This is a genomic window from Pseudomonas plecoglossicida NBRC 103162 = DSM 15088, assembly GCF_000730665.1.
Taxonomy (GTDB): domain Bacteria; phylum Pseudomonadota; class Gammaproteobacteria; order Pseudomonadales; family Pseudomonadaceae; genus Aquipseudomonas; species Aquipseudomonas plecoglossicida.
The window spans coordinates 17,225-41,593 of sequence record NZ_BBIV01000052.1; the positions used below are offsets into that span (position 1 = coordinate 17,225).

Below are 24,369 nucleotides of genomic sequence, written 5' to 3' on the forward strand. Positions count from 1 at the left end.
GTTGAAATTGGAGATGTGACTCACGATTCGCCGAATTCCCTCAGGCATCTGCTCCAAGTCTGGAAAGCATCGCATTAACTACCCGAGATGGATTGTTGGCTACCGCTACCCTTAGGTTTGCCCCCCTTCAGAATGCAGCTGATCTGTAAGCGAACGGTGAACACACCTACCGACCTCCCAAATTAAGGGCGATGGTGTCCGCCTATTTTTAAGCGGACGCGATAGCCCTTAAATGCGCCAACGAAGCTCTTACCCCAAGTCGTTCAAAGCCCAGGTTGTCCAGGAATGCCTGCAACCCGGCGCCTCCATTTCCAGCGTAGCCATCAGTCACGGCATCAATGCCAACGTGATCCGCAAGTGGCTGCCACTTTTCCGAGATCAACCACCCGCAACCCTGCCGGCGTTTGTTCCGGTAAAGGTCGCCCCGAAAAGGCAGGCCGAGTCATCTGTGGTCATCGAGCTGCCATTTGGCGAGCAAACCATCACGGTGAAATGGCCGTCTTCTGATCCCGAAGGGTGTGTCCGTTTTGTCCGTGGACTTGCTTCGTGATCCGCATCGATGCGATCTGGCTGGCCACCGAACCGATGGATATGCGCTCCGGCACCGAGAAAGCCCTCGCCCGTGTCGTGTCTGTCTTCGGTGCGGCGCAGCCGCACTGCGCTTACCTCTTTGCCAATCGCCGGGGCAACCGCATGAAGGTGTTAGTGCACGACGGACTGGGCGTTTGGTTGGCGTCACGTCGCCTGCACCAGGGGAAGTTTTCCTGGCCGAGCAACCGACATGGCGATCAAATGGAGTTAAGCCCCGAGCAATTACAGGCTCTGGTCGTCGGTCTTCCCTGGCAACGGCTTGGGTCTGACGGAGCCATCCGTAACCATTAAGAGACATGGATGACATACATTGATCAGCAGATCGGGCAGAGTCAACGCCATGATTCCTACTACTCCTCTCGATCAGCTCGACACCGAACAACTGCGCAGCCTCGCTGCGCAGTTGCTCAAACGCGTTGAGCATCTAGATACGCAGCTGGCGAGCCTCGACAAAGAGGTGCTTCATCAGAAGACCCGCAATCAGCAACTCATTCACGAAATAGCCCAGCTCAAACGCCACCGCTTCGCCAAACGTTCCGAGTCGTTCAGCCCTGATCAGGCCAGCTTGCTCGACGACCTGATTGAGACCGACCTGGCCGCCATCGAAGCAGAGCTTGAAATCCTGGCACCGAAGCCAGCGCAATCGGCAGTCCGCCAGCAACCCAAACGCACTGCGTTGCCTGCCGAGTTTCCTCGCACACTGATTCATCACGATCCAGAAAACACTCAATGCCAATGCGGGTGCGCCCTCAAGCGCATCGGCGAAGACGTCAGCGAGAAGCTCGACTACGTACCAGGTGTGTTTCGCGTTGAACGGCATATTCGTGGCAAATGGGTCTGCGACAACTGCGAAACCTTGATTCAGGCGCCAGTGCCGGCGCAGGTGATCGACAAAGGCATCCCGACGGCCGGGCTGTTGGCCCAGGTGATGATCGCGAAATACGCCGATCATTTGCCGTTGTACCGCCAGGAGCAAATCTTCGGGCGGGCAGGTCTCGCGATTCCTCGTTCAACACTGGCCAGTTGGGTCGGCGTTTGCGGCGTGCAATTACAGCCACTGGTCGATGCCCTGCGCGAAGTCGTGCTTGAGCACAACGTGGTGCATGTCGATGAAACGCCGGTGCAGATGCTCGCGCCGGGCGAGAAGAAAACCCATCGAGCTTATGTTTGGGGCTACGCCACGACCGCGTTCGCTGAGATAAGCGCGGTGGTGTACGACTTCAGCCCTGGCCGCTCGGGCGAGTATACCCGTAACTTCCTCGGCGGCTGGAAAGGCAAGTTGGTCTGCGACGATTACGGTGGTTACAAAGCCAGTTTTGCACTTGGCGTCACTGAAATCGGCTGCATGACCCACGCCCGCCGTAAGTTCTACAATCTGCACGTCACCCAAAAAAGCGTGCTGGCCGAGCAAGCATTGCGGTACATCGCGGCTTTATATGAAGTTGAACGCGAAGTCCGCGATTTGGAACCGGATGTCCGGCGACGAATACGCCAGGAAAAAGCAGCTCCCCTGATGGACGCGTTTCATGCCTGGATGATCGCCCAGCGCGAGCGTGTGCATGAAGGTTTGGGGATTACCAAGGCGCTGGATTATAGCCTCAAGCGTTGGGCTGCGTTGCGCCGTTACCTGGATGACGGCGCGGTGCCCATAGACAATAACCACCTGGAAAATCAGATACGGGCATGGGCTCTAGGGCGGAAGAACTGGTTGTTTGCTGGCTCACTACGCAGCGGTCAACGTGCTGCGGCGCTGATGAGTTTGATCCAATCGGCCAAGCTCAACGGGCATGATGCGTATGCTTATCTGAAGGATGTTCTTACTCGCTTGCCGACGCAGCGGGCGAGTGAGATTGGGGAGTTGTTGCCGCATCGATGGCAACCGACTTAGTTGCGCAAGACGGGATGCCTGACCGCTTACGCTGATCTCGATGAGGCGACCGAGGCTGAGATTGCATCGCTGATCGAATGGAAGCGATACCGTGTAGCTCTAAATCGCATCACGGAACAGCTTGGATACTGATCCGATGTAGACTGGCCTAAGCCTCCAGAGTGACATCGCGACGAGCTGGCAGTATTGGCGAATGCGCACAACCTAGGGCTACTGTATTATCCCGTTTTTGCGTCGATTGTGACTGCTTTAGGGAGGGGTTGTGGCAAGCAAAAATTTAGAAATTCAGAGCCTACGCGGATACGCCATATTGTTGACGGTAATCGCTCACCTTGAGCCGCTTGTGTTGCCGCTTAGCGCATATACGCACTATTTTTGGCTTGGTGGTGGTGTTGACTTATTCTTTTGTATATCGGGGTTCGTAATTGCCAGAGGGCTTCTTGCTAAGCGCGAATCTAACTTCATCCGTTTCTATGTACCTTTCTTGGTTAGACGGTTTTTTAGGCTGTGGCCTGCTGCACTGTTTTGGTCGTTAGTAGTGCTGTTTCTCTCCTTTGCTTACAACCAACGCAACTCCTTTGATACGTTCGAGCACAACGTTTTAGCAGCAGTGGCGGCTTGGCTTCAAGTAGAAAATTTCAGAATGGTTTCTTGTCTTTACACTGAGTATGTTCAGTGTACTGCCGCTTCGCCATTAAGGATCTATTGGAGCCTTTCACTTGAAGAGCAGTTCTACTTTATTTTCCCAGTTTTACTGTTTTTCCTTGGGAATCGAAAGATCGCTATATTGGCCGCCGCCTTGGCTGTTTCTCAGATGTTCCTCCATCGCCCATGGCCGTCTCCGCTTTGGTTTTTCCGGACCGATGCTATCTGCATTGGCGTGTTGATAGCATGTATTCATGTTAAGGGGTATGCAGAAAGTCTGGCTCCACGCTTCTTGGATTCAACACGTTCGCGAATGATTTGCTCAATTGTTCTGTGTATGCTTTTGGTGTTGGTTGCAAAGAAGGAGGTTGTCTGGTTCTTTAACGGGCTTGTGGCCTTGGTCTCTGGCTTGCTTGTCTTTGTTGCCTCCTACGATAAAGGATACTTTGCGCGCACTGGAGCTTGCTCGAAGGTAATGGCTTACCTTGGAGAGAGATCATACTCAATGTACCTTACTCATATGCTTTCCATTCTCCTTGTGCGTGAGACATTTGTCCGCTTCTATGGCGTGCTGCCTAAGGGTGGTGAAACGCCTTACATCCTGGGAATCGCGGCACTTGCTCTAACCCTCCTGCTGAGTGAGGCTTCATACAGATTCATCGAGTCTCCACTTAGGGAAAAAGGGCGGCGGGTCGCATCGAAAATGTTCAAGGACAAAGCTGCCGCTGTTCCTGCATAAAAACTAATCAGTGGGCCTGCCCCGTGACAACGGACGCCAAGAAGCGATACTTACATCGCTATCTTGGAGGTTGCCATGTACCCGACCACTCGCCGCAACTACACCGATGAGTTCAAGATTCAGGCCGTTGCGCTGGCTGAAACGCTTGGCAGGACGGAAGCTGCTCGCCAGCTGGAGATATCTGTGAAAACGTTGGACAACTGGGTTAACGCTTCGCGCAGTGGCCAGCCGTTGAGCTCTGCTGACCGTCGCCCGATCACCAAGGAAGATAGCGAATTAGCGCGATTACGAGCCGAGAACGCTGAGCTCAAACTGGAGCGTGAAATCCTAAAAAAGGCGGCGGTATTCTTTGCCAAAGAGTCCAGGTGAGATACGCCTTCGTCGCTGAAGAACGGGCTCAGTTCCCGGTGCGTCTATTGTGCCGGGTGATGGGTGTCTCGGTTTCAGGGTTTTACGACTATCTGCACCGCCAAGGCCGTCCAGATCCGGATGCACAAATTCGCATCGATCTGCGCAAGGCTTATGCGGCTAGCCGTAAGACCTATGGTCGACCGAGGCTGGTCGAGGCGCTACGGCAACAGGCCCACGCGGTGGGTCACAAGCGCGTTGACCGGCTGATGCATGAAGAGCACCTACAAGGCCGATCCAAGGGCGGTTTCAGGCCGTGCACCACCGACAGTCACCATGCGCTGCCGGTGGCGAGTAACTTATTGGATCGACAGTTCTCTGTCCAAAGCACCACCCCAGCCTGGGTCAGCGATATCACTTATATCTCTACGAAAGAGGGTTGGCTTTATCTGGCAGTGGTACTGAGTATCCAAACGCGTCAAGTGCTGGGCTACAGCTTGGCGGACAGGATGCCTGACGACTTGGTCGAGCGCGCTTTCATGAACGCCTGGAACGCATGTTTGGGCGTCTACGGAGTGGTTTTCCATTCCGACCAAGGGCGCCAGTACGCGAGCAGCAAATTTCGTTTCGCTTTGGCCAAGAAGGGCTTCGCGCAGAGCATGAGCCGGAGAGGAAACTGCTGGGATAACGCTGTAGCTGAAAGCTTCTTCGCTACGTTGAAGAGGGAGGAAGCCTGCACGGTCTACCCCACCAAGAAACAGGCTCACCTGGCAATTGCCAGCTACATCCATGGGTTTTACAACAGCAGTCGGCTGCATTCGGCACTGGGCTATCGTTCACCGAACGAATACGCAAAAGGCTTAAGGCAGTTGGCTCAGTAACCAGCTTCTTGGCGTCCGCTGCCACAGGGCAGGCCCAATATCACTTCGGGCTTCGTCACGTGTTGCGTAGATTTTCCGTCGGATTCGCTCCCGCTTCAAAAGCTGGAAAAAGCTTTCGGCTACGGCATTGTCGTGGCAGTTTCCCCGCCGGCTCATGCTGCTGATTATATTGTTGGCCTTCAAGAAGCTTTACCAATCTGAGCTACTGAATTGACTGCCTTGGTCTGAATGAATCATCACTTGCTGCCGTGGTTTGCGGCGCCACACGGCCATCAACATCGCGTCAATCGCCAGGTCGCTGCACATCCGGGGCTTCATTGACCAGCCAATCACTTGGCGGGAAAACAGATCCAGGACTACCGCCAGGTACAGCCATCCTTCATAGGTGCGGATGTAAGTGATATCGGTTACCCAGACCTTATTCGGCTCACTGACTTTGAACGTAAGCGCTCCATGAACCCCACATTCAAAGCGCTTACCCGATCCCCGATGCTGTGCTCCCGATTTCTTTCTGGAGTTCGCCGACGATGATGCGACCCGACGCCAAAGTCGAAAAAGTCTACCTCTACCCCAAGCCCGTCGACTTTCGAAAATCCATCGATGGCCTGGCCGCGCTGGTCGAACTCGATATCAAGGTGGCGGTGTTCGACCCGGTGCTTTTCGTTTTCCTCAACAAGCCGCGCAACCGCGTGAAGATCTTGTATTGGGAACGCAACAGCTTCTGCCTGTGGCTCAAACGCCTGGACTCCGAACGGTTCAAAACCTCACCCGATCCAACTGACGTCGCCATCGTACTGACCGTTCGGGAACTGAACTGGCTACTCGACGGCTTCGACCTCTGGCGCAACCGTCCGCATCAGGTTTTGACGCCTCGATACGTGGCCTGATTCGGTATAATCCGCGGCATGATTTCCATGCCCGAAAACCTCCCTGACGACCCTGTTCTGCTCAAGCAATTGCTTGAGCAGATGATCAACGAGCGCGCGTCCGACAAGGGCAAGATCGTTCATCTCGAAGAGGAAGTTGCGCTGCTGCGCCAGCGCCTGTTCGGGCGCAAGACCGAGCAGACAGGCGATGCGGCAACGCCACAATTGCCGCTCTTCGACGAGGCGGAAAGCCTGGCCGAGCCCTTGGATGAGGCCGGCGACGAAGAAGTCGTTGCACCGACCAAGCGCTGTGGCAAGCGTAAGCCACTGCCGGCTGATTTGCCGCGTATCGAAGTCGTCCACGAACTGCCCGAGCATGAACTGACCTGCGCTTGCGGCTGCCGCAAACATGTCATCGGTGAAGAGGTCAGCGAACAGCTTGAAATCGTCCCGATGCAAATTCGCGTCATCAAACATGTTCGCAAGGTGTACGGCTGCCGGGACTGCGAGTCAGCGCCCGCAATGGCGGACAAGCCCGCCCAGGTGATCGAGAAAAGCATGGCCAGCCCAAGTGTGCTGGCCATGCTGCTGACCACCAAATATGTAGACGGCCTGCCGCTTCACCGCTTCGAAAAAGTTCTGGGGCGCCACGGTATCGATATCCCACGCCAAACCTTGGCACGCTGGGTGATTCAGTGCAGCGAGCACTTGCAGCCGCTGCTGAATCTGATGCGCGAAAGCCTGTTGAGCAGTCGGATCATCCACTGTGATGAAACCCGCGTGCAGGTGTTGAAAGAGCCTGGGCGTGAGCCCAGCAGTCAATCCTGGATGTGGGTACAAACCGGCGGCCCACCTGATCGGCCAGTGATCCTTTTCGACTATGCCCCCAGCCGAGCGCAGGAAGTGCCGACGCGCCTGCTGGATGGCTATCGCGGCTATGTCATGACCGACGACTACGCCGGTTACAACGCGCTGGCCGCACAGGACGGCGTGGAGCGATTGGGCTGCTGGGCGCACGCACGCCGCAAGTTCGTCGACGCGCAGAAAGTGCAGCCCAAGGGTAAAACCGGGCGCGCAGACATCGCCCTGAATTTGATCAACAAGCTGTATGGCATCGAGCGTGACCTTAAGGACGGCAGCGATGAAGATCGCAAGCTGGCCCGCCAGGCGCGCAGTCAACCGGTGCTGGCCCAGTTGAAAAGCTGGACGGAGAAAACACAGCCTCAGGTCACGGCCCAGAATGTACTGGGTAAAGCCATCGGCTATCTGGCCAGCAACTGGAGCAAGTTAGAACGCTACGTCGAGCATGGTGACTTGCCGATCGACAATAACGCCGCCGAGCGTGCGATCCGCCCGTTTGTCATTGGCAGAAAGAACTGGTTGTTCAGTGACACGCCCAGAGGCACGACGGCCAGTGCGCAACTTTACAGCTTGGTTGAGACGGCCAAAGCCAACGGCAAAGAGCCTTATGCGTGGCTGCGCCACGCACTGGAACGCTTGCCGCTGGCGTCCTCAGTGGAAGACTATGAAGCGCTGCTGCCGTGGAATTGCACGCCTAAAATACATAGCTGAGTGCTCTGCCCATTGTGGGTCAGGTGGAGCCTTGAAGAACAAGAACGGAGTAACGACTATGGAATACGACGATAGGCTGATTGAAGACGCAGTGCTTGCCCTGTTGGCAGCCTATAGCTCCGACAAGGGTAACGCGTGGAAAGGATTCGACTTCGAGATCATGAATCGACTGCATGAACAGGGCTTCATCAGTGATCCTGTTAACAGAAACAAATCCATTTGGTTGACGGCGGAGGGACTGGAGAGAGGCCGTCAGCTAGCTGACCAGTTGTTCGGGTTAAGGGCTCAAGCGGGGCAGGCGCCCGACTCGAATACCTAATTTCCCCGTCCTTCATGTAACGGGTGGGGTTTATGGATCACTTACGAATTCTTCGGGGTAACGCTGACGACTCATGGCTCCTCCTATTTGGGCCTCATTATGAGGCTTGGAGGTGTCTACGAAACCAGGGGCGATTCAGACGTATTCAAGCAAGGTTTCAGATTCACCGTCCAAGGCCAAAAAGCCAAGGACGGTGAAAAACTCGGACAACTGATAAGAAAAATCTAGATAAAGCGTGCCTATTTTAAGAAAACCAAATTTTACGCATCTAAACGTCGCTGCTGATAGTACCAATCAACAATTTCGCCCTCTGGCGCATAACCACTTACAACCTCACGCAAAATTTGTCTAACATGCGAAAAGTCTTCGTCTGTCACAGCCTGCAGAAGCCGAGCCAGACGCTCTTTCAAGGCGTCCCATGCCAGGCAGTCCTCATTTGCAGACATAATCATAGGGTGCTGGGTAGGAGAAACATTGTCACCAATTAATAATTCTTCATATAGCTTTTCACCTGGCCGCAAGCCTGTAAACTCAATAGCTATATCGCCTTTGGGATTATTTTCCGACTTCACGCTCAAACCAGCCAAATGAATCATTTTCTCGGCAAGCGAGGCGATTTTCACCGGCTCCCCCATATCGAGCACAAACACATCCCCACCCTGCCCCATCGACCCAGCTTGAATTACAAGCTGAGCTGCCTCTGGAATAGTCATAAAATATCGAGTAATTTTAGGATGTGTAACAGTCAAAGGTCCCCCTGCCTTTATTTGCTTATAGAAAAGAGGAATAACTGAACCTGAAGAGCCTAGGACGTTACCAAACCGCACCATAGTGAAACGCGTTTTATTAACGCGCGAAACATTGCAAGAGTCACCAAAGAGAACAGGTGCCACCTCTTTACTAAGAGCCTGAAGAACCATTTCAGATAGCCGCTTTGTACTTCCCATAACATTAGTTGGGCGCACGGCTTTGTCTGTCGAAATCAAAACAAAATTTTCAACATTTGCCTGCACAGCAGCCTGAGCAGTATTCAAAGTTCCAATCACATTATTTAGTACACCTTCTGCGATATTATGCTCAACCATGGGAACATGTTTATAAGCCGCAGCATGATATACGGTATCCACCCGCCACATCTTCATTGTGTCATAAAGATGCTTAGGATTTCGAATGGAGCCCAGAAATGGTACCAAATGCACAGAAAGAGACTCACGAGCAATGCGCTGCTCCAGCTCCCCATGAATACTATAGAGGTTGAACTCACTATGCTCAAACAATAAAAACGTTTTGGGTTTCAGCATTAAAATTTGGCGACACAGCTCTGACCCAATGGACCCACCTGCACCAGTAACCATAACGGTTTTACCAGTTATGCAGCGTGCTAGTAGATCGTTCTGAGCAGGAACAGCGTCCCGACCAAGCAAGTCCGCGATATCAACTTCCTGAATATCATCAACTTTTACTCGACCACTGGCCAAATCCATGAAGCCTGGGATACTACGCACATGCAAAGGGAAACTTTCCAGGAAGCCCAAAATTTCGCGACGCCGTGTGCGTGTGGCTGAAGGTATCGCCAGCAAAATTTCTTCTGCCCCAGTCACATCGATAACCTTCTGAATGTCTTTACTTCGAAAGACTTGCAACCCCGAAATTACTCGATCAGCTACGCTTTCGTCATCATCGATGAATGCTACCGGCCGCATGGCTCTGCCAATACGTAGCGCAGCAACGAGCTGATTTCCTGCAGCTCCTGCGCCGTAAACCGCTACTTTCGGCAAACCATCATCGCGATTGGTAAACGGCACATGTTGTCTTGCCGCGAACCAATCGCCTAAAAAATACTGACGCATTATCAGGCGTAAGCCACCAATCATCACCAGACTCAACCACCAGAAGTTAAATATGATGGAGCGAGGGACGACTGCAGATTGATTACTATGCCAGTAGACAACCAATGCCAGAAGCAACGCCGAAAGTGAAACTGCTTTGCCGATTGCTATAAGGGCATCATTACCGAAATAGCGCATTACCGCCCTATACATTCCAAAGCGAATGAAAATCGGGACGGCGATAACTGGTGCTGTAACGAACAACCAGAAATGAACCTGTACTGGCTCGTACATTTCATCGGTGCCTAAGCGCACAAGAAACGCGAGCCACAAGGCTAGCCAAACCAATATAACGTCAGTAACGACTTGGAGTGTGCGCTTATAACGACGGGGTAACGACAACATTCCCGTACGAACCTTGTCCATCATTCGCTTGCTCTCCTGACTCCGAACCAAACCCAACTCCTGTACTCTCCGCCTGTTTGCTAGCACATCAACACCACGAACAACAAACATCAGCTTTAGCTTTGATCATTAAACCGCCCGAATACCACCAAACAAGGGCTTTTATCGCTTAGCAGCTAGCCGCATCACCTTCTCCAAAGCTTCGCAGGTTTTCATGATCTCTTCATTGCTAAGAGTAGGATGAACCAGGAACATAAGGCTGGTCTCGCCGAGTTCCTTTGCCACTGGCAGCCTCTCACAAGGCTGCCAGCCGGTTCCGTCGAATGCCTTTTCCAAATAAACCTCGGAGCAAGAGCCTGAGTAGCAAGGTACACCTTCGGCAACCACTTCACTGATTACTCGATCACGCGTCCAGCCCTCGCCCAACTGAGATGGCTCGATAAAAACGTAGCATTTGTAAGCAGCATGTACTACTAATTCCGGTACGCTGGGTACTCGCAACCCCGGAAGCTGCCTCGCACAATCCCAGATTTGCTCGGCATTCGAAACTCGCGCAGCGTGCCAGCTTGACATCCGCTGTAACTGGATGCGACCAATGGCGCCCTGAACCTCAAGCATACGCCAATTGGTCCCGAAGCTTTCGTGCAGCCATCTGAATCCGGGTTCATGCGCCCGTTCGTAAACGGCCTCCCAGCTCTTACCATGATCTTTATAAGACCACATGCGAGACCAGAGACCTTGGTCATTAGTCGTCACCATCCCGCCTTCACCCGCCGTGGTCATGATCTTGTCCTGACAGAACGACCAAGCACCGATTTGACCGATAGACCCTACTGGGCGGCCTTTGTACCTTGCGCCATGAGCTTGGGCGCAGTCCTCAATCACCTTCAGATTGAACTGCTCCGCGAGATCCATTATCGGATCCATGTCACATGGCCAACCAGCCAAATGTACACAGACGATCGCACGGGTACGTGCGCTCAGCACGCTACTAATGGTTTCAACGTCAATGTTCTGAGAGTCGCGATTGACATCAGCGAAGACTGGAACGGCCCCACAATTGACAATACTGGACACCGAGGCCAGAAAAGTGCGGGAGGTAACAATGACTTCATCGCCTGGCCCGATGTCAAGTGCTTTGAATGCTAGGTCGAGCGCCACCGTACCATTTGCTACCGCGACAGCATGCTTGACTTCAACCCACGCGGCGAATTCTTGCTCGAAGCTCCTGCATTCCTGACCCGTCCAATAATTGACTTTGTTGGAGAGAATCACGTCGCGCACGCGATCTGCTTCTTCTTCACTAAACGAAGGCCAAGGGGAAAACGAGGTATTCAGCACAGTGCATTCCTACAAAATAGATGCTTTTGGACGGGAGAGTGGAACTCAGTTTACACCTGCCGCCATTGAATAGGTTGATACGCGCTAGCCCAACGCTCGAGCAGGTACGCCGACCACAACGATGTTATCAGGAACATCACGAACCACCCCTGAAGAGGCTCCTACCGTGACATTGCTTCCTATACATATCAGCTGTCGAACTGTAGCACCAATTCCAATCCAGGATTTGTCCCCGATGACAACGCCACCTGCTAAGTGTGCACCTGGACTGACATGCACGCCCTCGCCTAGCTGGCAATCGTGATCAACACTACAACCAGTATTGATTATCGCGCCACGTCCAATCACTGCGCCAGCATTGATGACTGCGCCCGCGAAAACCACAGACCCCACACCCAGCCGCGCATAAGGGCTCAAAACCGAACGCGGATGAACCAGAGTGACCAGCGGAGCTTGGGCGGCTATCAGTTCGACTAACTTAGCGTAACGGACTGTATTGTTACCGATGGCCACTATCACGCCAGAAAATTCTTTCAACCGATTAAAAAGGTCTGATGAAGTGCCAGCAACCGTCCATGGACCGTTAGCAACTATGGCCGGCCAAGCATCATCAAAGAAAAGAATATTTTTCCAACCACACGCCTCGGCAGTGTCGGCCACCACCTTCCCATGACCACTGGCACCGAGGATGGCCAAGTGCCTCATGGCTTAGTACCAGTAAACTTAGACATCGTGACTTCCCCTTCCGCACTGATTCCATCGCGTCGGATGACTTTTTTGATCGTTGCGAGAATTATCTTCAAGTCCAACCAAAGAGAGCGGTTCTCGACATACCATACGTCCAGTTCAAACTTCTCTTCCCAACTTAGAGAGTTCCGCCCGTTAATTTGAGCCCAACCTGTAACGCCAGGGCGCTGTGCATGGCGCTTATATTGTCGATCATTATATAAAGGTAGATACTCCATCAACAGGGGGCGAGGCCCGACCAGACTCATATCGCCCTTTAACACATTCCATAACTCCGGCAGCTCATCCAGACTACTTGCACGTAGAAAGGAGCCGAAACGAGTCATCCGTTCAGCATCCGATAAGAAATTGCCAGCAGCGTCCCTTGCATCTCGCATGGTGCGAAACTTAACCATTTCAAAAGGTTTACCATTAAGCCCCGGCCTTACTTGCCTAAACAAGACAGGGGCTCCAAGATTACGCTTGACCGCCCACGCGACGTAGCCAATAACGGGCGCAAGGATGATCAGGCCTACAGCAGCGAAAAAAAAATCAAAAAAGCGCTTGAGCATGATGCACCTAAGTTTTATAAATACAACTTTAGCCAATATATTTTGAGATTTGCATTTCACGTAGCATTTTATTATTTACAGCGTGCACATCGAATTTTTCCTCAGCCAGCCTACGCGACTCTTGGCCCATCGCATATACTATATTCGGTTCAGAAACAAATCTCATCATTGCGAATGCAAGACTTTCCGCATTTTTGACCTCAACCAAATAGCCATTGAGACCATCGATTACCGTTTCACGGCATCCGGGCGCATCAGTGGTGATAATTGCACGTCCCATTGCCATGGCCTCAAGCACCGTTCTTGGCGTCCCTTCTCGATAAGAGGGGAGCACATAGACGCTGCTGCTCTCTATCGCGGGACGGACATCAGACAGACGCCCCCAATAGGTTACCAGCCCTTCTGTGACCCACGAGTTTAGTTCGGCGGAAGAAATTGAATCTGGATTATCATCAATCCAACCTACGAGATTAAACCTCACTGCTGGGTGCAATTTCTTAATCAGCCTGGCCGCCTCAACGTATTCTCGAATACCTTTATCACCTAAAAGTCTTGCGATTAACAGAAAACTTATCGGGGTCGGCGGAACACTTTGCTCGTACACTTTCAGATCAACCCCCGAACCGTTCACCACAACAGATTCGGCTGAAGGTCGCAATAGAGCCCTTTCAAAAAACAATTTCTGGTCATCAGGATTTTGAAAAAATGTCTTGTTAGCGCCACGCAGTGCTAGAGCATACAATCTCTGCACAATCAGACGTAACCAATTACGTGATCCCCAGGTAGACTCTGCTCCCTGAAATGCGTATCCCAATCCTGTGATCAACGCGAATCGTTTGGGCACACTCGCTAATCGAGCAGCTAATAAACCATATACAACAGGCTTGACAGTGTAAGCAAGCACTGCGTCAGGCTTTAACGATGTCATAAGCCGCCAGAGTTCAATTATTGAAATCAAATCACGCAATGGATTCATACCCACACGCTGGAGCTTGATATTGTGAACACAATACCCACACATCTCAATCTTTGCCCTAAGAGCAGAACCGGCAGGAAGGTCCGGCGCGGCTACATGGACATCTATGCCTTTACTTTTTAGGCTCTCCAGCAACGCTCCACGAAAACCCAACAACGACTCTGGGAAGCTGGCAACTATTAAAAATTTCATCGTCATTGTCGCGGTTAATTCCTATTGACACCTTAACTAAAGCGCCCTTTAAAAATATTAATGGGCGCCGCGCTAGAATGATTAACTATGATTTAGACCATACAGTGCGATTTATGTAGTCGACATAGCTCAGCACAATACGTACAACTTGCACGGACACGGCACCGCCTTGGTAATCGCCAACTACAGATACCACTGGGCGCTCACGATTATATTGACTCGTCACAACCTTGACAGCCTCCAAAACCCGCTCAGCTTTCAACCCACACATCACCAACGTCCCTTCATCCATTCCCTCAGGTCGTTCATGAGCATTTCGTATGGTGACTGCAGGCAAATTGAGAAGCGACGCCTCCTCGGTAATGGTACCGCTGTCAGACAAGACACAGAAAGACGACATTTGCAGCTTGATATAGTCAAGAAATCCAAACGGTTTCATAAAACTAACCAGCGGATTATTCAGTGAGATATCACTTTCCTCAAGACGTTTACGCGTGCGCGGGTGAGTAGAGACGATTATGGGCATGCCGTAACGCTCTGCAAGCGCTTGCAACGTATCAATCAGGTCCTTAAGATTCTGTTGACTATCTACGTTTTCCTCTCTATGAGTACTGACTACAAAGTAACCGCCCTGATTCAACGACATACGCGCCAAAACATCAGAATTATCGATTTTCTCACGATAGTGGTCTAGGACCTCAGCCATGTGGGAACCGGTTTTGAAAATCATTTCTGGGCGGATGCCTTCAGCGATCAAATATCGACGTGCATGTTCCGTCAGCACCATATTAATATCACTTAGGTGGTCGAGTACCTTCCGATTAAGCTCCTCAGGCACTCTCTGATCGAAACAACGATTGCCTGCCTCCATATGGAACACCGGTATTTTTCGACGTTTCGCTGCGATTACCGCTAGACAAGTATTGGTATCGCCGTAGAGAAGTAGAGCATCAGGCTTCTCAAGATCAAAAATTTCATCCGACTTTTTAATTACTTCCGCAATTGCCGATGCAGCGGTCTCACCTACAGCTCCAAGAAAATGGTCCGGCTTTCGGATTTCAAGATCATCAAAGAATACTTGGTTGAGTTCGTAATCATAGTTTTGACCGGAGTGAACAAGCACATGGTTGACTTGATTATCCAGTTCGGCGATAACTCGACTCATCTTGATCAATTCAGGTCGGGTACCGACCAGCGTCATAACCTTAAGCATTGAGCACCTCATTGATGAAGTCAAGCTTCAACAATACGCGCTTAACGCCTTCGACATCCAGACGCTCCGTATTGTGAGACGTATAATCGTCACCCTCGGAGATTTTTTGCTCTCCTTCAACAAAATATTTTTTGTAGTTGAGATCGCGATTATCAGCAGGGACTCGATAGTAACGCCCCATATCTTCTGACTTTGCCATCTCCTCGCGAGAGACCAACGACTCGTAAAGTTTTTCACCATGCCGAGTTCCAATGACCTTAACCGGGACCGTTTTCCCTATCAGTTGTTGTAATGCTTCAGCCAAGTCCCCAACGGTGGAAGCGGGTGCTTTTTGGATAAAGATGTCACCTTGCTGCCCATGTTCAAAGGCGTGTAGGACCAGATCCACCGAATCCTCTAGAGACATGAGAAATCTCGTCATTTCAGGATCAGTCACAGTCAATGACTCACCTCGATTAATCTGTTCGACAAAGAGAGGAATAACAGACCCACGAGAAGCCATTACATTGCCATAACGGGTCGCGCAAATTACGGGACCATCAGCAGGAATCATGCGAGATTTCGCAACCATGATTTTCTCGGCCATTGCCTTCGAAATACCCATGGCGTTAATAGGATAAACTGCCTTGTCAGTACTGAGTACAACTACACGCTTAACGCCCGACGCGACAGCGGCGTTCAATACGTTTTCAGTACCCAAGACGTTGGTTTTTACCGCTTCCATGGGATAAAACTCACACGACGGCACCTGTTTTAAGGCCGCCGCGTGAAAAACATAATCAACCCCGATCATCGCCTGTGCGACACTATTATAGTCACGAACATCGCCGATGTAGAACTTCACCTTGTCATTTGCAAGGGCGATACGCATGTCTTCCTGCTTTTTTTCATCCCGACTGAAGATACGGATTTCACGGACGCCCGTATTCAGGAATCGTTTAAGCACAGTATTCCCAAAAGAACCAGTGCCACCCGTTATCATTAAAACTTTGTCATCAAACATGTGCATTCCATCCAAAATTAAATTGCTCTATAGAAACTATGCCAAAGGGACGTTCACCGTGCAAACTGAGCTTGGCGCAAGTCTCTCCAGGTGTGCATTTTTTCTATAAGCGTTTGCCAGCTAGGTGCCTTATAGCCCGTTGCGGCTGCAAATCGGCTAGCATCCAGTGAGCGATCAATAACAACAGACTCATCGGGAGTAATATCGCACTCTTTTCCATAAACTGATGCGGTGAGCTTCAATAAATCATATTTATTTATAGACTCAGCAGCAACATGATAAAGACCACTTAATTGAGGATTTGGTATCACCCAATCTTTAATAACAAATGCTAGTTCAGCAGTCGGGAGCCCCGAAAAAATTGCTTTCGTAAAGCCCTTGGCCGTGCCTCCTTGAGACAGGAACCAATCGATTAAGGATACTTGAGAATTAAGTTCATGACCAATGATCGACGTGCGCAACGTGACGGCATGCGGTTGATCGTGAATTTCACCTAAATATTTAGACTTACCGTAAAGGTCTGTGCAATCTGAAGTATCTGATTCGCAGTACATACCCTTGCGCCCAGAGAAAACACAATCTGTACTGATATGAATGAGCCGAATATCAGCCAGGGCGCAAAGATGAGATAGCCTATGTGGGAACAAGGTGTTTAGCGGCAGAGCAACCAAAGGATCATTAGCATTAGCCAACTGTTTAATTAGACCCACGCAGTTTATGACTACATCTGGCCGGACCTGTCCCAGGATCTGCATTAAACTGTCAGCATCTAGGACATCGACATTGGTTAGTAAACGAGAGTGCACAGAATGCGGAAAAAATTGAAGAGCGCTCGCACTCCTTAGAGTGCCGTATATCTCGAAAGTCTGATCCTGGCTAAAAACGTCTAGCACAGTACTCCCAAGCATCCCCGAGACCCCTAGAATCAAAACACGCATACATACCCCTCGTAAAAACATTTGAACGTAATGGCCAGCAATACCTGTTAGCCTTTTCGAGACAATCCATTACGCTTTATCCGATCTATAATCAAGGTGCATTCCTCAACTCGAAAAAGGCAAAGCATACCAACATAGAAACAGACGAACGGTAAAAAATTCAAAACCCAAATTTTTGCTAGAAGACCGTTGAGCCATATGAGTACTGCGGTGGCAAACGCCACACTTGTGCCAGCGACGAACAAGGTCCGTAGGTTTGCGCGCAATAAAACGATGCCCAAATTCCTTTTGGCAATAAAAAGCGCGACAAAAAAACTCGACAACGTGCCCAGCACCATAGCCCATGCAAGCCCGGAGAGTCCAAAGCTGCGATAGGCTAACATGCTTACCACGCCATTTACGACCAACGACTGAAGTGACAGTAAAACCGGATAGGTATTTTTACCACTCGAGAAGAACAGACGATTCATCACATCCCGTAGCAAGCCAAACGGTACAGCGATCAGCATGATCGACAGAACGGCCGACACCCTGAGAACATCATCATCAATAAACTTTCCACGCTTAAAAAGAAGCTCTACAATCTCGGCCGAGTAGTAGACCATGAAAATAATCAAAGGAAGAGAACAGATAATAACCAATCTAAAGCATCGACCCAGATAGCCATTCAACTGGGCACGATTTCCATCGGCAACCAACCCAGCAATCTTAGGAAATAATGAAGTAGTCAAAAAAATAAGAAAAACAGATTGAAAAATAAGATTAAGTTTACCAGCATAACCCAACACCGATATAGCACCAGTCTCAAGCTGGGAGGCAAAGTACACACCTACGAAACCATTAACTTGTTCAACATAGAATGAAAGTACGGCCGGCAAGAATAGGACAAAAATTTTAAAGTCGGGTTGCACAAAACCAAAAGTAGCGATGCTAAATGAAAAATAATTTTTCGCCAGAAAAGCATTTACGAGGAGTAAAACAAACCAAGCAAAAACACCTAAGTATAAAACCTCTGCAAGTCCACCCGTCGAACCAAAATAAACAAGACCGGCACAGAACATGAAATTATTGACCAAAGGCACAATATAACTTGGCAGATTATGTTTATGCACCGTTTGCAAGGCATTAAAAAATGCGACCACTGTAGATAGCGCAAAGGTCATCGCCATAATTACCAAGTAATCACTTGCGAGGGACTTAACGGCCCTACTGACGCCACCCGCAAACAACTCAATTAGTTGAGCTGCAAACAAAGCAACACTTAGCCCTAGAAAAAGAGAAATAAGAAAGAAAAATATTAACGCATTCGTGAGTTTACCATTAGTTGTATTTTTCTGCCCGAGCGAAGTAAGATGCGAATACATCGGAACCATAACAACAGGAACCGCAGAGTAGACAGCTATATACAGCAGCGAAGAAATTGAGTTTGCCAAGAAATAGCCATCAGTTACATCAGACACTCCATAATAATACGTGAAAAGAAGATCTTTGAATAATCCACTAATTTTACCTAACAAAACCAATCCGAATACAACGGCCGCGTAACCATAGTACTTTAGCTTCATTGCTGCCCCGAACCGTCTTCAAGATTTGACCCACCCACTGAATCAGAACGATTTCGAGATATCGCCCACCCCAACAATAAAACAAAAAAAACGATCACACCTGAAAGACTATGCATCAACTGATTATTCGCATAGCTAAAAACCAAACCCATGGAAAAATAGATAAACAATGGGCCAGCAAACGGATTGCTTCCTCTTAACGCTTGAATCCAAATTCTTGCATAAAAAAAAGCGAAAATAGGCGCTAACAATACTACACCGGGGAATGATATATCTGACGCTAGCCAAGCAAACATCGAGTGCCACTTATCAAACTCCCAGCCGTAGGTTTGACCCACGCGATAGGGATATGTATGATCCAACACGGCTCCATTAGCTGAAAATAGAATTTCCACTATGCGACCCAGTGAGTAAGAGTTTCCGACAAAATAAGACCACTCAAAGGGTAAAGTCAAACTCAAATACAGACCATATAGTCCATTTGTAAAGTAACCAAAAAAAATCCCCAAAGCCAACGCATAGTCCGTATTTACTATACTAAAAATCCAGGCATCTCGATCCCATGTAATTAACGCGTGAGCTTTATCGTATATATTATCGATATTAATACCAGCCGCTTGATAACGTTGCCTGAGAATTTCAACAAACAAGAAAAATACAAAAACCGCTGCTCCCAAAACAAAAACTATAGAAGACGCTCGAAAGCGCCTGCCACTTGCCGCCAAATTAATTGCGACACAAAAGACAGAGAATATAACAAGATCACCAAGGTATTTTTGCTTGCCGGCACCAAGCACGTTGACCAATAGATAAGTCAATACAACAAACACAAACAGCAAACGAGCAACATTACCCAATACCTTGTAATAATAAAAGCCAAACAATAGCGTAAGCAACGTCAAGGCTTGTTGAAAAATATTAAAAATATATGCAGCGTCAATACTGGCCTGCCCCCGCTCATATCCTTCATAGCCAGAAACATAGTTTTCGCCAATCGCATCGAATGACAATCCACCACCTGAGGACAGGAACGCAAACCACTGCACCAAAGAAACCAAGCACGTCAGCGCTAGCATCATTTTGAAGAAAACAGCAATGCGCTGTAGTGCATGGCAGCGCCCAAGAAAGGGTAGAGGATCACCATAATGACCTCTTGCCCCCAGAATAAAGCCAGCACAAAACAACACAAGTACGGGAATCAGAAAAACCAGAAGAACTTGGGAGTCCATCCCACTGTATTCTATAGGACCAATAAAATAACTAAGCAACACAAAAGAAGAATACAAAATATATATATTTACAGGCAGGTAACGATAGCTAATTATTTTCATTTTTTATTAAAAATCCTTTTGTAGGCGTTTACTTTCTCCTCTCCACTTAGATGACCAATTTTCAATGACTTCTTCTCAGCCCTCGTTAAAAAATCCGCAGTTTCGCTGACAATACGCGCGGGGTTTCCCGCCACGATAACTCCATCCGGCACATCCTTGGTCACTACAGAATTAGCTCCGACGATACAATTATTGCCAATTTTGACATTTGGGAGTACCAGTGCCCCCATTCCTATAAAGACATTGTTTCCCACGTGTATTTCACCTGCCAGTTCCAGATCCGGAATTTCCTTTCGGAACGGAAGAGTAGAGCCGTCATGACATACGAAGCGTGCATTGACGCTGATAAACACATTATCCCCCAGCGTAACTAGGTAAGGCTCAGAACTGAACATGGCATAACTTGACCCATAGATCGTTACACTACCATTGATAGACACTCCAATGCGGCGTGCATACTCGACAGGTTTATATAAAGCATAGAACATACGAAACGGAACAGTAAAAACCTTCAGCAGTCTATGCAGCGCCATTTCAAACACCCACCTTCTTCAAGAAATCAGATACCGCGCCCGTATAATTGTCGTAGTGAAACGTACGCGATTCAAATGTGCTAGATTTTATAGCATCGACTTCGGAGGCGGCAAGATCAGTCAATGTGACAACCAACTCTAATTCATCGCCTCTTTCAGCCAAAAAAACACCTGGGCATTGAGCATAGCGCTCCACGCTGAGCATCCTGTTGGAAATAACAGGCGTTCCAACGCTGATAGATTCAGCCAATTTTGATGGAAATCCCGCAAGAGTCACTCTCGTACGATCTCTAAAGAAAATGCTGAAATCGCTTTTTTTAATCTGATCTAGAACCAGAGCATTCGGTTGCCGACCATGGAATTTGATTTTCCCATTCGTCTGCTCAATCATCGAACCATGTTCAGGAAACACCTTTAAATAATCATTCAGTGAGATCCCAAAAACATCAAAATTAAAGTCCTTACCTTTTCCATGCAGTGAATAAAACAGTTCAATGCAAGCATCTAGTCGTTCTTTAATATTTGTTCTGTTTCGATTGACCTTGCCTGCATCAAAAGGTGAACCAACGTAGATAAATTTTTTAGAACTTTTATTCCCCCGCGATGAAGGGGGATTAAAAAGATCAGCATCAAAAAGCGTAGGTAGCTCGACGGTTACCTTTCCTTTCTGAGCATAGAAATCGGTTAGGTACTGGCTTGTAGTAACAACCCCATCAGAAAGACCATGTACTACTTGCATACGTAGATTGGTATCCAGGAATTTTATCAATCTATACAAGAAGTTACCTCCACTAGAATCATACCACTCCGTAGCGTCGGACATCATCTTAATACCTAGTTTTTTGCATGCATTACGAATACGTAAACTTGCTACGGCGGGATAGTTATAACATACAACCCCCGCCGGCTTAACATCACGCGCACTCGTAATAATATTTAACACCGCAGGTAGACCAGTTATATATTTTAGCCAAGCCCAGACCGTCTTGGGATAGGGGACCGACCAACATTCAAAACCAGCATGGGTATGGCACTGGGGTTCGGAATGGGAAGTCATATTCGCATCAATACCTATGAACACGACTTCATAACCAAGCTTGCGAAAAATTTTGCCATTAGCCAAAACGCGCAAAGCAGCGGCATTTTTGTCAGGCATCTCAAATCCGCCGATGTAAAATATAGTCCCCCTACTCATTGCAAACCCCAACCTGAAACATACTCACTCCCTAAACAATTATTCCCACGCGCGTGATGCTATTTTTATATCAGTTAAAGAGGCCAATATACCAAGGCATCGCTTTTTCGATACCATCTCTAATATTAAATGTTGGTGCATAACCAAGCGCCGCCTGTGCCTTGCTGATATCAGCCAGTGAATGGCGAACATCTCCGCCCCGAAACTCTTTATATACGGCTGCGGCCTCATATGTGATGCCGTTTTTTCGCAACGCGCTCACCAAATATTCAAATAGCTGATTGAGAGATGTTCTTTCACCGAAAGCTACATTATAAATATGATTCTTTGCATCTTCGCTCGCCGTAGCAGCAAGAAGATTCATTTGAATTACATTTTCAATAAAACAAAAATCTCGGCTGGTTTCACCATCGCCATTAATTTGAACTTCGCCTTGGCGCAACATCGCCGCCGCCCATTTAGGGATCACAGCAGCGTAAGCACCATTCGGATCCTGCCGCTTGCCAAAGACATTAAAGTAACGCAACCCAATTGTTTGAAAGCCATAAGCCCGAGCGAAAACCTCAGCGTACAGCTCATTCACAAACTTAGTAACTGCGTAGGGCGAAAGCGGCTTACCAATCCGATCTTCAACTTTCGGCAGCCCGGGATGATCACCGTATGTGGAGCTGCTCGCCGCATAGGTAAAACTTTTCACCTTGCAGTCCCGTGCAGCCACAAGCATGTTGAGAAAACCATCAATGTTAGTGCCATTAGTAGCAATGGGATCATTGATAGAACGTGGAACCGAGCCAAGAGCTGCCTGATGCAAAACATAATCGACACCAGCGCAAGCTTTTTGACAATCTGGCAGATACCTAATATCTCCCTCGATAAACTGAAACTTTTTCCATTGCTGGTCAGAAACGAGCGCCTTGACTTCGTCAAGGTTATATTGATGTCCAGTAGCGAAGTTATCAAGCCCGACCACGTTCTGATCGAGCTTAAGAAGTGTTTCTAGCAAGTTTGATCCAATAAAGCCCGCGACGCCTGTGACTAACCACGTGCGGGGGGATTGCGACAATTTAGTTTTAACGGTATCAATTGCACTCATAATGGCATCATCAAAAGGGTGAATAGGTGATGAACTTCATTCATTTCATTTACAATCTCAAATCACTTGCACTTGCCGGCAACAGATACTTGAGGTCGTATAAAACATGATTATTCCGCCCCAAAGACCGAATTGCTTCAGCCCCCATCTCTTTAAACTGCTGATGAGCAACGGCCAAAATCACCGCATCATAAGTATCGGACTGAGGACTCAGAATAGGTGTTATGCCGTATTCAGCCTGAGCTTCGTTGGTGGAGACCCACGGGTCATACACGTCAACCACGATGTTGTATTCCTGCAACTCTTTTACAATGTCGACAACCTTGGTATTTCGAAGGTCAGGACAATTCTCTTTGAAAGTCAACCCCATGAGTAATACTTTTGCGCCGTCAACATGAATTCTACGCTTAATCATTTCCTTAACCAACTGGGAAACTACATAAGCACCCATGCTGTCATTAAGTCTTCGTCCGGCCAGAATAATTTCCGGATGATAACCAATACTCTGCGCCTTATGGGTCAAGTAGTATGGGTCTACACCTATGCAATGACCACCAACTAAGCCTGGTCGGAACGGTAAAAAATTCCACTTGGTACCAGCCGCTTGGAGAACTGCTTCAGTATCAATTCCCATCTTATTAAAAATGATTGCAAGCTCATTTATTAATGCAATATTCAAGTCTCGCTGAGTATTTTCAATAACCTTCGCAGCTTCTGCAACTTTTATACTGCAAGCCTTGTGTGTACCCGCAGTGATTATCTGGCGATAAAGACCGTCGACTAGCTCAGCAGTTTCCTCCGTAGAACCCGATGTCACTTTTTTAATCGTAGTAACCCGATGCTCTTTATCGCCCGGATTTATCCGCTCAGGACTGTACCCAGCATAGAAGTCTTGATTAAAAATCAGCCCCGAAAACTTTTCAAGAACAGGAACGCAATCTTCCTCAGTAGCCCCAGGGTAAACTGTCGACTCATAAATTACTATATCACCCTGCTTGAGAACCTTTCCGATAGATTCAGAAGCTTTAATCAAGGGTGTAAGGTCAGGTTGTTTGTATTCGTCGATTGGCGTAGGAACAGTTACAATAAATACATTACAATCCCGAAGCTCCTCAAGATCAGCACTATACCTGAGGAACTTAGCTTCTTTCAGCTCTTCGTCATCAACTTCAAGCGTTGCGTCATGTCCACCGCGCAAGGCATCAATGCGTGACAGATTGATATCAAATCCAACCACTGAGCGAAGCTTTCCGAACTCCACCGCCAGCGGTAGACCAACGTAACCTAGACCAATTACTGCAAGCTTGATCGAATTCAGTGAGAGCATTTTCCATTCCAGATAGATAAAAATTTTATCCAATTAAAGCGAAGTCACCTCGCCTTTAGTGACTGACGAGAGACCTGAACACCTAGCAACCGCGTCCCCCAGCCCCACGAGCCACCTACAGTCTATCAGTAATCTGAGCCACATCGGAACCTAGTCGTGTCCGACTGGAAGCCCGAATCGAGAGCAGACCTCCATCAAAAATTTATTCCCAACAGCCACTCCAATGTGAGAAATCTATTACGGGGAACATGGTCTCTTCACATATCAGCGATACACGCGAT

24 protein-coding genes and 1 pseudogene are annotated in these 24,369 nt (G+C 48.8%); 10 read left to right on the forward strand and 15 right to left on the reverse strand.

The genetic code is table 11. From position 1 onward, the window contains the following. The first annotated feature begins 232 nt into the window (after positions 1-232). From tnpA to PPL01S_RS21860, 7 genes are all read left to right on the forward strand, one after another. Entirely contained in the window at positions 233-550 is a 318-nt protein-coding gene (gene tnpA / locus PPL01S_RS24875; protein ID WP_016391985.1) for an IS66-like element accessory protein TnpA, read from the forward strand. Then, positions 547-882: an IS66 family insertion sequence element accessory protein TnpB gene (tnpB, locus tag PPL01S_RS21840; protein ID WP_016391986.1), complete on the forward strand. Its 336-nt coding sequence runs from the start codon at positions 547-549 to the stop codon at positions 880-882. The genes tnpA and tnpB (PPL01S_RS21840) overlap by 4 nt, the downstream gene beginning before the upstream one ends. 49 nt (positions 883-931) lie before the next feature. Continuing rightward, positions 932-2,479: an IS66 family transposase gene (gene tnpC, locus PPL01S_RS21845; RefSeq protein ID WP_016391987.1), complete on the forward strand. Its 1,548-nt coding sequence runs from the start codon at positions 932-934 to the stop codon at positions 2,477-2,479. Continuing rightward, on the forward strand, positions 2,480-2,611 hold the full coding sequence (locus PPL01S_RS24880) for a tail fiber assembly protein (protein ID WP_081663472.1): 132 nt from the start codon (positions 2,480-2,482) through the stop codon (positions 2,609-2,611). It begins immediately after the preceding gene. A gap of 130 nt (positions 2,612-2,741) precedes the next feature. Then, the gene (locus tag PPL01S_RS24885) at positions 2,742-3,863 is read left to right on the forward strand and encodes an acyltransferase family protein (protein WP_081663474.1); all 1,122 of its coding nucleotides are present in this window, start codon (positions 2,742-2,744) and stop codon (positions 3,861-3,863) included. Between the two features lie 75 nt (positions 3,864-3,938). Next, positions 3,939-4,232, forward strand: a complete 294-nt coding sequence (locus PPL01S_RS21855; RefSeq protein WP_028626147.1) for a transposase — start codon at positions 3,939-3,941, stop codon at positions 4,230-4,232. Beyond that, entirely contained in the window at positions 4,229-5,092 is an 864-nt protein-coding gene (locus PPL01S_RS21860) for an IS3 family transposase (RefSeq protein WP_016391990.1), read from the forward strand. Before PPL01S_RS21855 ends, PPL01S_RS21860 begins: the two co-directional genes overlap by 4 nt. 36 nt (positions 5,093-5,128) lie before the next feature. Here PPL01S_RS21860 and PPL01S_RS21865 read toward each other — a convergent pair. Continuing rightward, positions 5,129-5,533, reverse strand: a pseudogene (locus PPL01S_RS21865) (IS3 family transposase); the annotation flags it as partial. A gap of 86 nt (positions 5,534-5,619) precedes the next feature. On the opposite strand from PPL01S_RS21865, the gene tnpB (PPL01S_RS21870) reads away from it, so the two are divergent. From tnpB (PPL01S_RS21870) to PPL01S_RS21880, 3 genes are read left to right on the forward strand one after another with little or no spacing between them, the layout of a single operon-like run. Further along, complete coding sequence (gene tnpB / locus PPL01S_RS21870; RefSeq protein WP_016391992.1) at positions 5,620-5,979, forward strand: IS66 family insertion sequence element accessory protein TnpB; 360 nt, start codon at positions 5,620-5,622, stop codon at positions 5,977-5,979. A gap of 18 nt (positions 5,980-5,997) precedes the next feature. Further along, positions 5,998-7,530, forward strand: a complete 1,533-nt coding sequence (tnpC, locus tag PPL01S_RS21875) for an IS66 family transposase (protein WP_016391993.1) — start codon at positions 5,998-6,000, stop codon at positions 7,528-7,530. A 58-nt stretch (positions 7,531-7,588) separates the two neighbouring features. Next, on the forward strand, positions 7,589-7,849 hold the full coding sequence (locus PPL01S_RS21880; protein WP_016391994.1) for a DUF6429 family protein: 261 nt from the start codon (positions 7,589-7,591) through the stop codon (positions 7,847-7,849). Positions 7,850-8,109: 260 nt separating this feature from the next. On the opposite strand, the gene PPL01S_RS21885 is transcribed toward PPL01S_RS21880, so the two are convergent. The 14 genes from PPL01S_RS21885 to tviB all read right to left on the reverse strand — a co-directional run bounded on the left by PPL01S_RS21885 (position 8,110) and on the right by tviB (position 24,088). Beyond that, a complete protein-coding gene (locus PPL01S_RS21885) occupies positions 8,110-10,104 on the reverse strand; it encodes a polysaccharide biosynthesis protein (protein WP_042156686.1) in 1,995 nt (664 codons plus the stop codon). Positions 10,105-10,245: 141 nt separating this feature from the next. After that, positions 10,246-11,424 (reverse strand): DegT/DnrJ/EryC1/StrS family aminotransferase, encoded by a 1,179-nt coding sequence (locus PPL01S_RS21890; protein ID WP_016391997.1) that lies wholly within the window; start codon positions 11,422-11,424, stop codon positions 10,246-10,248. An 84-nt stretch (positions 11,425-11,508) separates the two neighbouring features. Further along, positions 11,509-12,129 carry an acetyltransferase gene (locus tag PPL01S_RS24895; RefSeq protein WP_016391998.1) on the reverse strand — a complete coding sequence of 207 codons (621 nt, stop codon included), beginning with the start codon at positions 12,127-12,129 and terminating at the stop codon, positions 11,509-11,511. Then, positions 12,126-12,722, reverse strand: coding sequence for a sugar transferase (locus PPL01S_RS21895; RefSeq protein ID WP_016391999.1), 597 nt, complete (start codon positions 12,720-12,722; stop codon positions 12,126-12,128). Before PPL01S_RS21895 ends, PPL01S_RS24895 begins: the two co-directional genes overlap by 4 nt. Before the next feature lie 28 nt (positions 12,723-12,750). Continuing rightward, positions 12,751-13,890, reverse strand: a complete 1,140-nt coding sequence (locus tag PPL01S_RS24900; protein ID WP_016392000.1) for a glycosyltransferase family 4 protein — start codon at positions 13,888-13,890, stop codon at positions 12,751-12,753. A gap of 85 nt (positions 13,891-13,975) precedes the next feature. Then, complete coding sequence (wecB, locus tag PPL01S_RS21900; RefSeq protein ID WP_016392001.1) at positions 13,976-15,103, reverse strand: non-hydrolyzing UDP-N-acetylglucosamine 2-epimerase; 1,128 nt, start codon at positions 15,101-15,103, stop codon at positions 13,976-13,978. After that, on the reverse strand, positions 15,096-16,106 hold the full coding sequence (locus PPL01S_RS21905; RefSeq protein WP_016392002.1) for a polysaccharide biosynthesis protein: 1,011 nt from the start codon (positions 16,104-16,106) through the stop codon (positions 15,096-15,098). The genes wecB and PPL01S_RS21905 overlap by 8 nt, the downstream gene beginning before the upstream one ends. Positions 16,107-16,159: 53 nt before the next feature. Next, positions 16,160-17,044: a dTDP-4-dehydrorhamnose reductase family protein gene (locus tag PPL01S_RS24905; protein ID WP_016392003.1), complete on the reverse strand. Its 885-nt coding sequence runs from the start codon at positions 17,042-17,044 to the stop codon at positions 16,160-16,162. A 47-nt stretch (positions 17,045-17,091) separates the two neighbouring features. Then, positions 17,092-18,609 (reverse strand): murein biosynthesis integral membrane protein MurJ, encoded by a 1,518-nt coding sequence (gene murJ / locus PPL01S_RS24910; protein ID WP_016392004.1) that lies wholly within the window; start codon positions 18,607-18,609, stop codon positions 17,092-17,094. Then, positions 18,606-19,940, reverse strand: coding sequence for a hypothetical protein (locus PPL01S_RS25280; protein ID WP_144062856.1), 1,335 nt, complete (start codon positions 19,938-19,940; stop codon positions 18,606-18,608). Before PPL01S_RS25280 ends, murJ begins: the two co-directional genes overlap by 4 nt. Next, positions 19,937-20,473 carry an acyltransferase gene (locus PPL01S_RS24915; protein ID WP_016392005.1) on the reverse strand — a complete coding sequence of 179 codons (537 nt, stop codon included), beginning with the start codon at positions 20,471-20,473 and terminating at the stop codon, positions 19,937-19,939. Before PPL01S_RS24915 ends, PPL01S_RS25280 begins: the two co-directional genes overlap by 4 nt. A 1-nt stretch (position 20,474) precedes the next feature. Continuing rightward, positions 20,475-21,629, reverse strand: a complete 1,155-nt coding sequence (locus tag PPL01S_RS25285; protein WP_144062857.1) for a glycosyltransferase family protein — start codon at positions 21,627-21,629, stop codon at positions 20,475-20,477. 109 nt (positions 21,630-21,738) lie between these two features. Beyond that, entirely contained in the window at positions 21,739-22,761 is a 1,023-nt protein-coding gene (locus tag PPL01S_RS24920) for an NAD-dependent epimerase/dehydratase family protein (RefSeq protein ID WP_081663477.1), read from the reverse strand. A 49-nt stretch (positions 22,762-22,810) separates the two neighbouring features. Further along, entirely contained in the window at positions 22,811-24,088 is a 1,278-nt protein-coding gene (gene tviB, locus PPL01S_RS21920; protein WP_033743813.1) for a Vi polysaccharide biosynthesis UDP-N-acetylglucosamine C-6 dehydrogenase TviB, read from the reverse strand. Positions 24,089-24,369 lie beyond the last annotated feature (281 nt).

Coding starts and splice junctions, on each gene's coding strand:
- tnpA (WP_016391985.1), top strand. CDS start 233: ATGCGCCAACGAAGCTCTTACCCCAAGTCGTTCAAAGCCCAGGTTGTC.
- tnpC (WP_016391987.1), top strand. CDS start 932: ATGATTCCTACTACTCCTCTCGATCAGCTCGACACCGAACAACTGCGC.
- PPL01S_RS21855 (WP_028626147.1), top strand. CDS start 3,939: ATGTACCCGACCACTCGCCGCAACTACACCGATGAGTTCAAGATTCAG.
- tnpB (WP_016391992.1), top strand. CDS start 5,620: ATGATGCGACCCGACGCCAAAGTCGAAAAAGTCTACCTCTACCCCAAG.
- tnpC (WP_016391993.1), top strand. CDS start 5,998: ATGATTTCCATGCCCGAAAACCTCCCTGACGACCCTGTTCTGCTCAAG.
- PPL01S_RS21880 (WP_016391994.1), top strand. CDS start 7,589: ATGGAATACGACGATAGGCTGATTGAAGACGCAGTGCTTGCCCTGTTG.
- PPL01S_RS21885 (WP_042156686.1), bottom strand. CDS start 10,104: ATGGACAAGGTTCGTACGGGAATGTTGTCGTTACCCCGTCGTTATAAG.
- PPL01S_RS24895 (WP_016391998.1), bottom strand. CDS start 12,129: ATGAGGCACTTGGCCATCCTCGGTGCCAGTGGTCATGGGAAGGTGGTG.
- PPL01S_RS21895 (WP_016391999.1), bottom strand. CDS start 12,722: ATGCTCAAGCGCTTTTTTGATTTTTTTTTCGCTGCTGTAGGCCTGATC.
- PPL01S_RS24900 (WP_016392000.1), bottom strand. CDS start 13,890: ATGAAATTTTTAATAGTTGCCAGCTTCCCAGAGTCGTTGTTGGGTTTT.
- wecB (WP_016392001.1), bottom strand. CDS start 15,103: ATGCTTAAGGTTATGACGCTGGTCGGTACCCGACCTGAATTGATCAAG.
- PPL01S_RS21905 (WP_016392002.1), bottom strand. CDS start 16,106: ATGTTTGATGACAAAGTTTTAATGATAACGGGTGGCACTGGTTCTTTT.
- PPL01S_RS24905 (WP_016392003.1), bottom strand. CDS start 17,044: ATGCGTGTTTTGATTCTAGGGGTCTCGGGGATGCTTGGGAGTACTGTG.
- murJ (WP_016392004.1), bottom strand. CDS start 18,609: ATGAAGCTAAAGTACTATGGTTACGCGGCCGTTGTATTCGGATTGGTT.
- PPL01S_RS25280 (WP_144062856.1), bottom strand. CDS start 19,940: ATGAAAATAATTAGCTATCGTTACCTGCCTGTAAATATATATATTTTG.
- PPL01S_RS24915 (WP_016392005.1), bottom strand. CDS start 20,473: ATGGCGCTGCATAGACTGCTGAAGGTTTTTACTGTTCCGTTTCGTATG.
- PPL01S_RS25285 (WP_144062857.1), bottom strand. CDS start 21,629: ATGCCTGACAAAAATGCCGCTGCTTTGCGCGTTTTGGCTAATGGCAAA.
- PPL01S_RS24920 (WP_081663477.1), bottom strand. CDS start 22,761: ATGAGTGCAATTGATACCGTTAAAACTAAATTGTCGCAATCCCCCCGC.
- tviB (WP_033743813.1), bottom strand. CDS start 24,088: ATGCTCTCACTGAATTCGATCAAGCTTGCAGTAATTGGTCTAGGTTAC.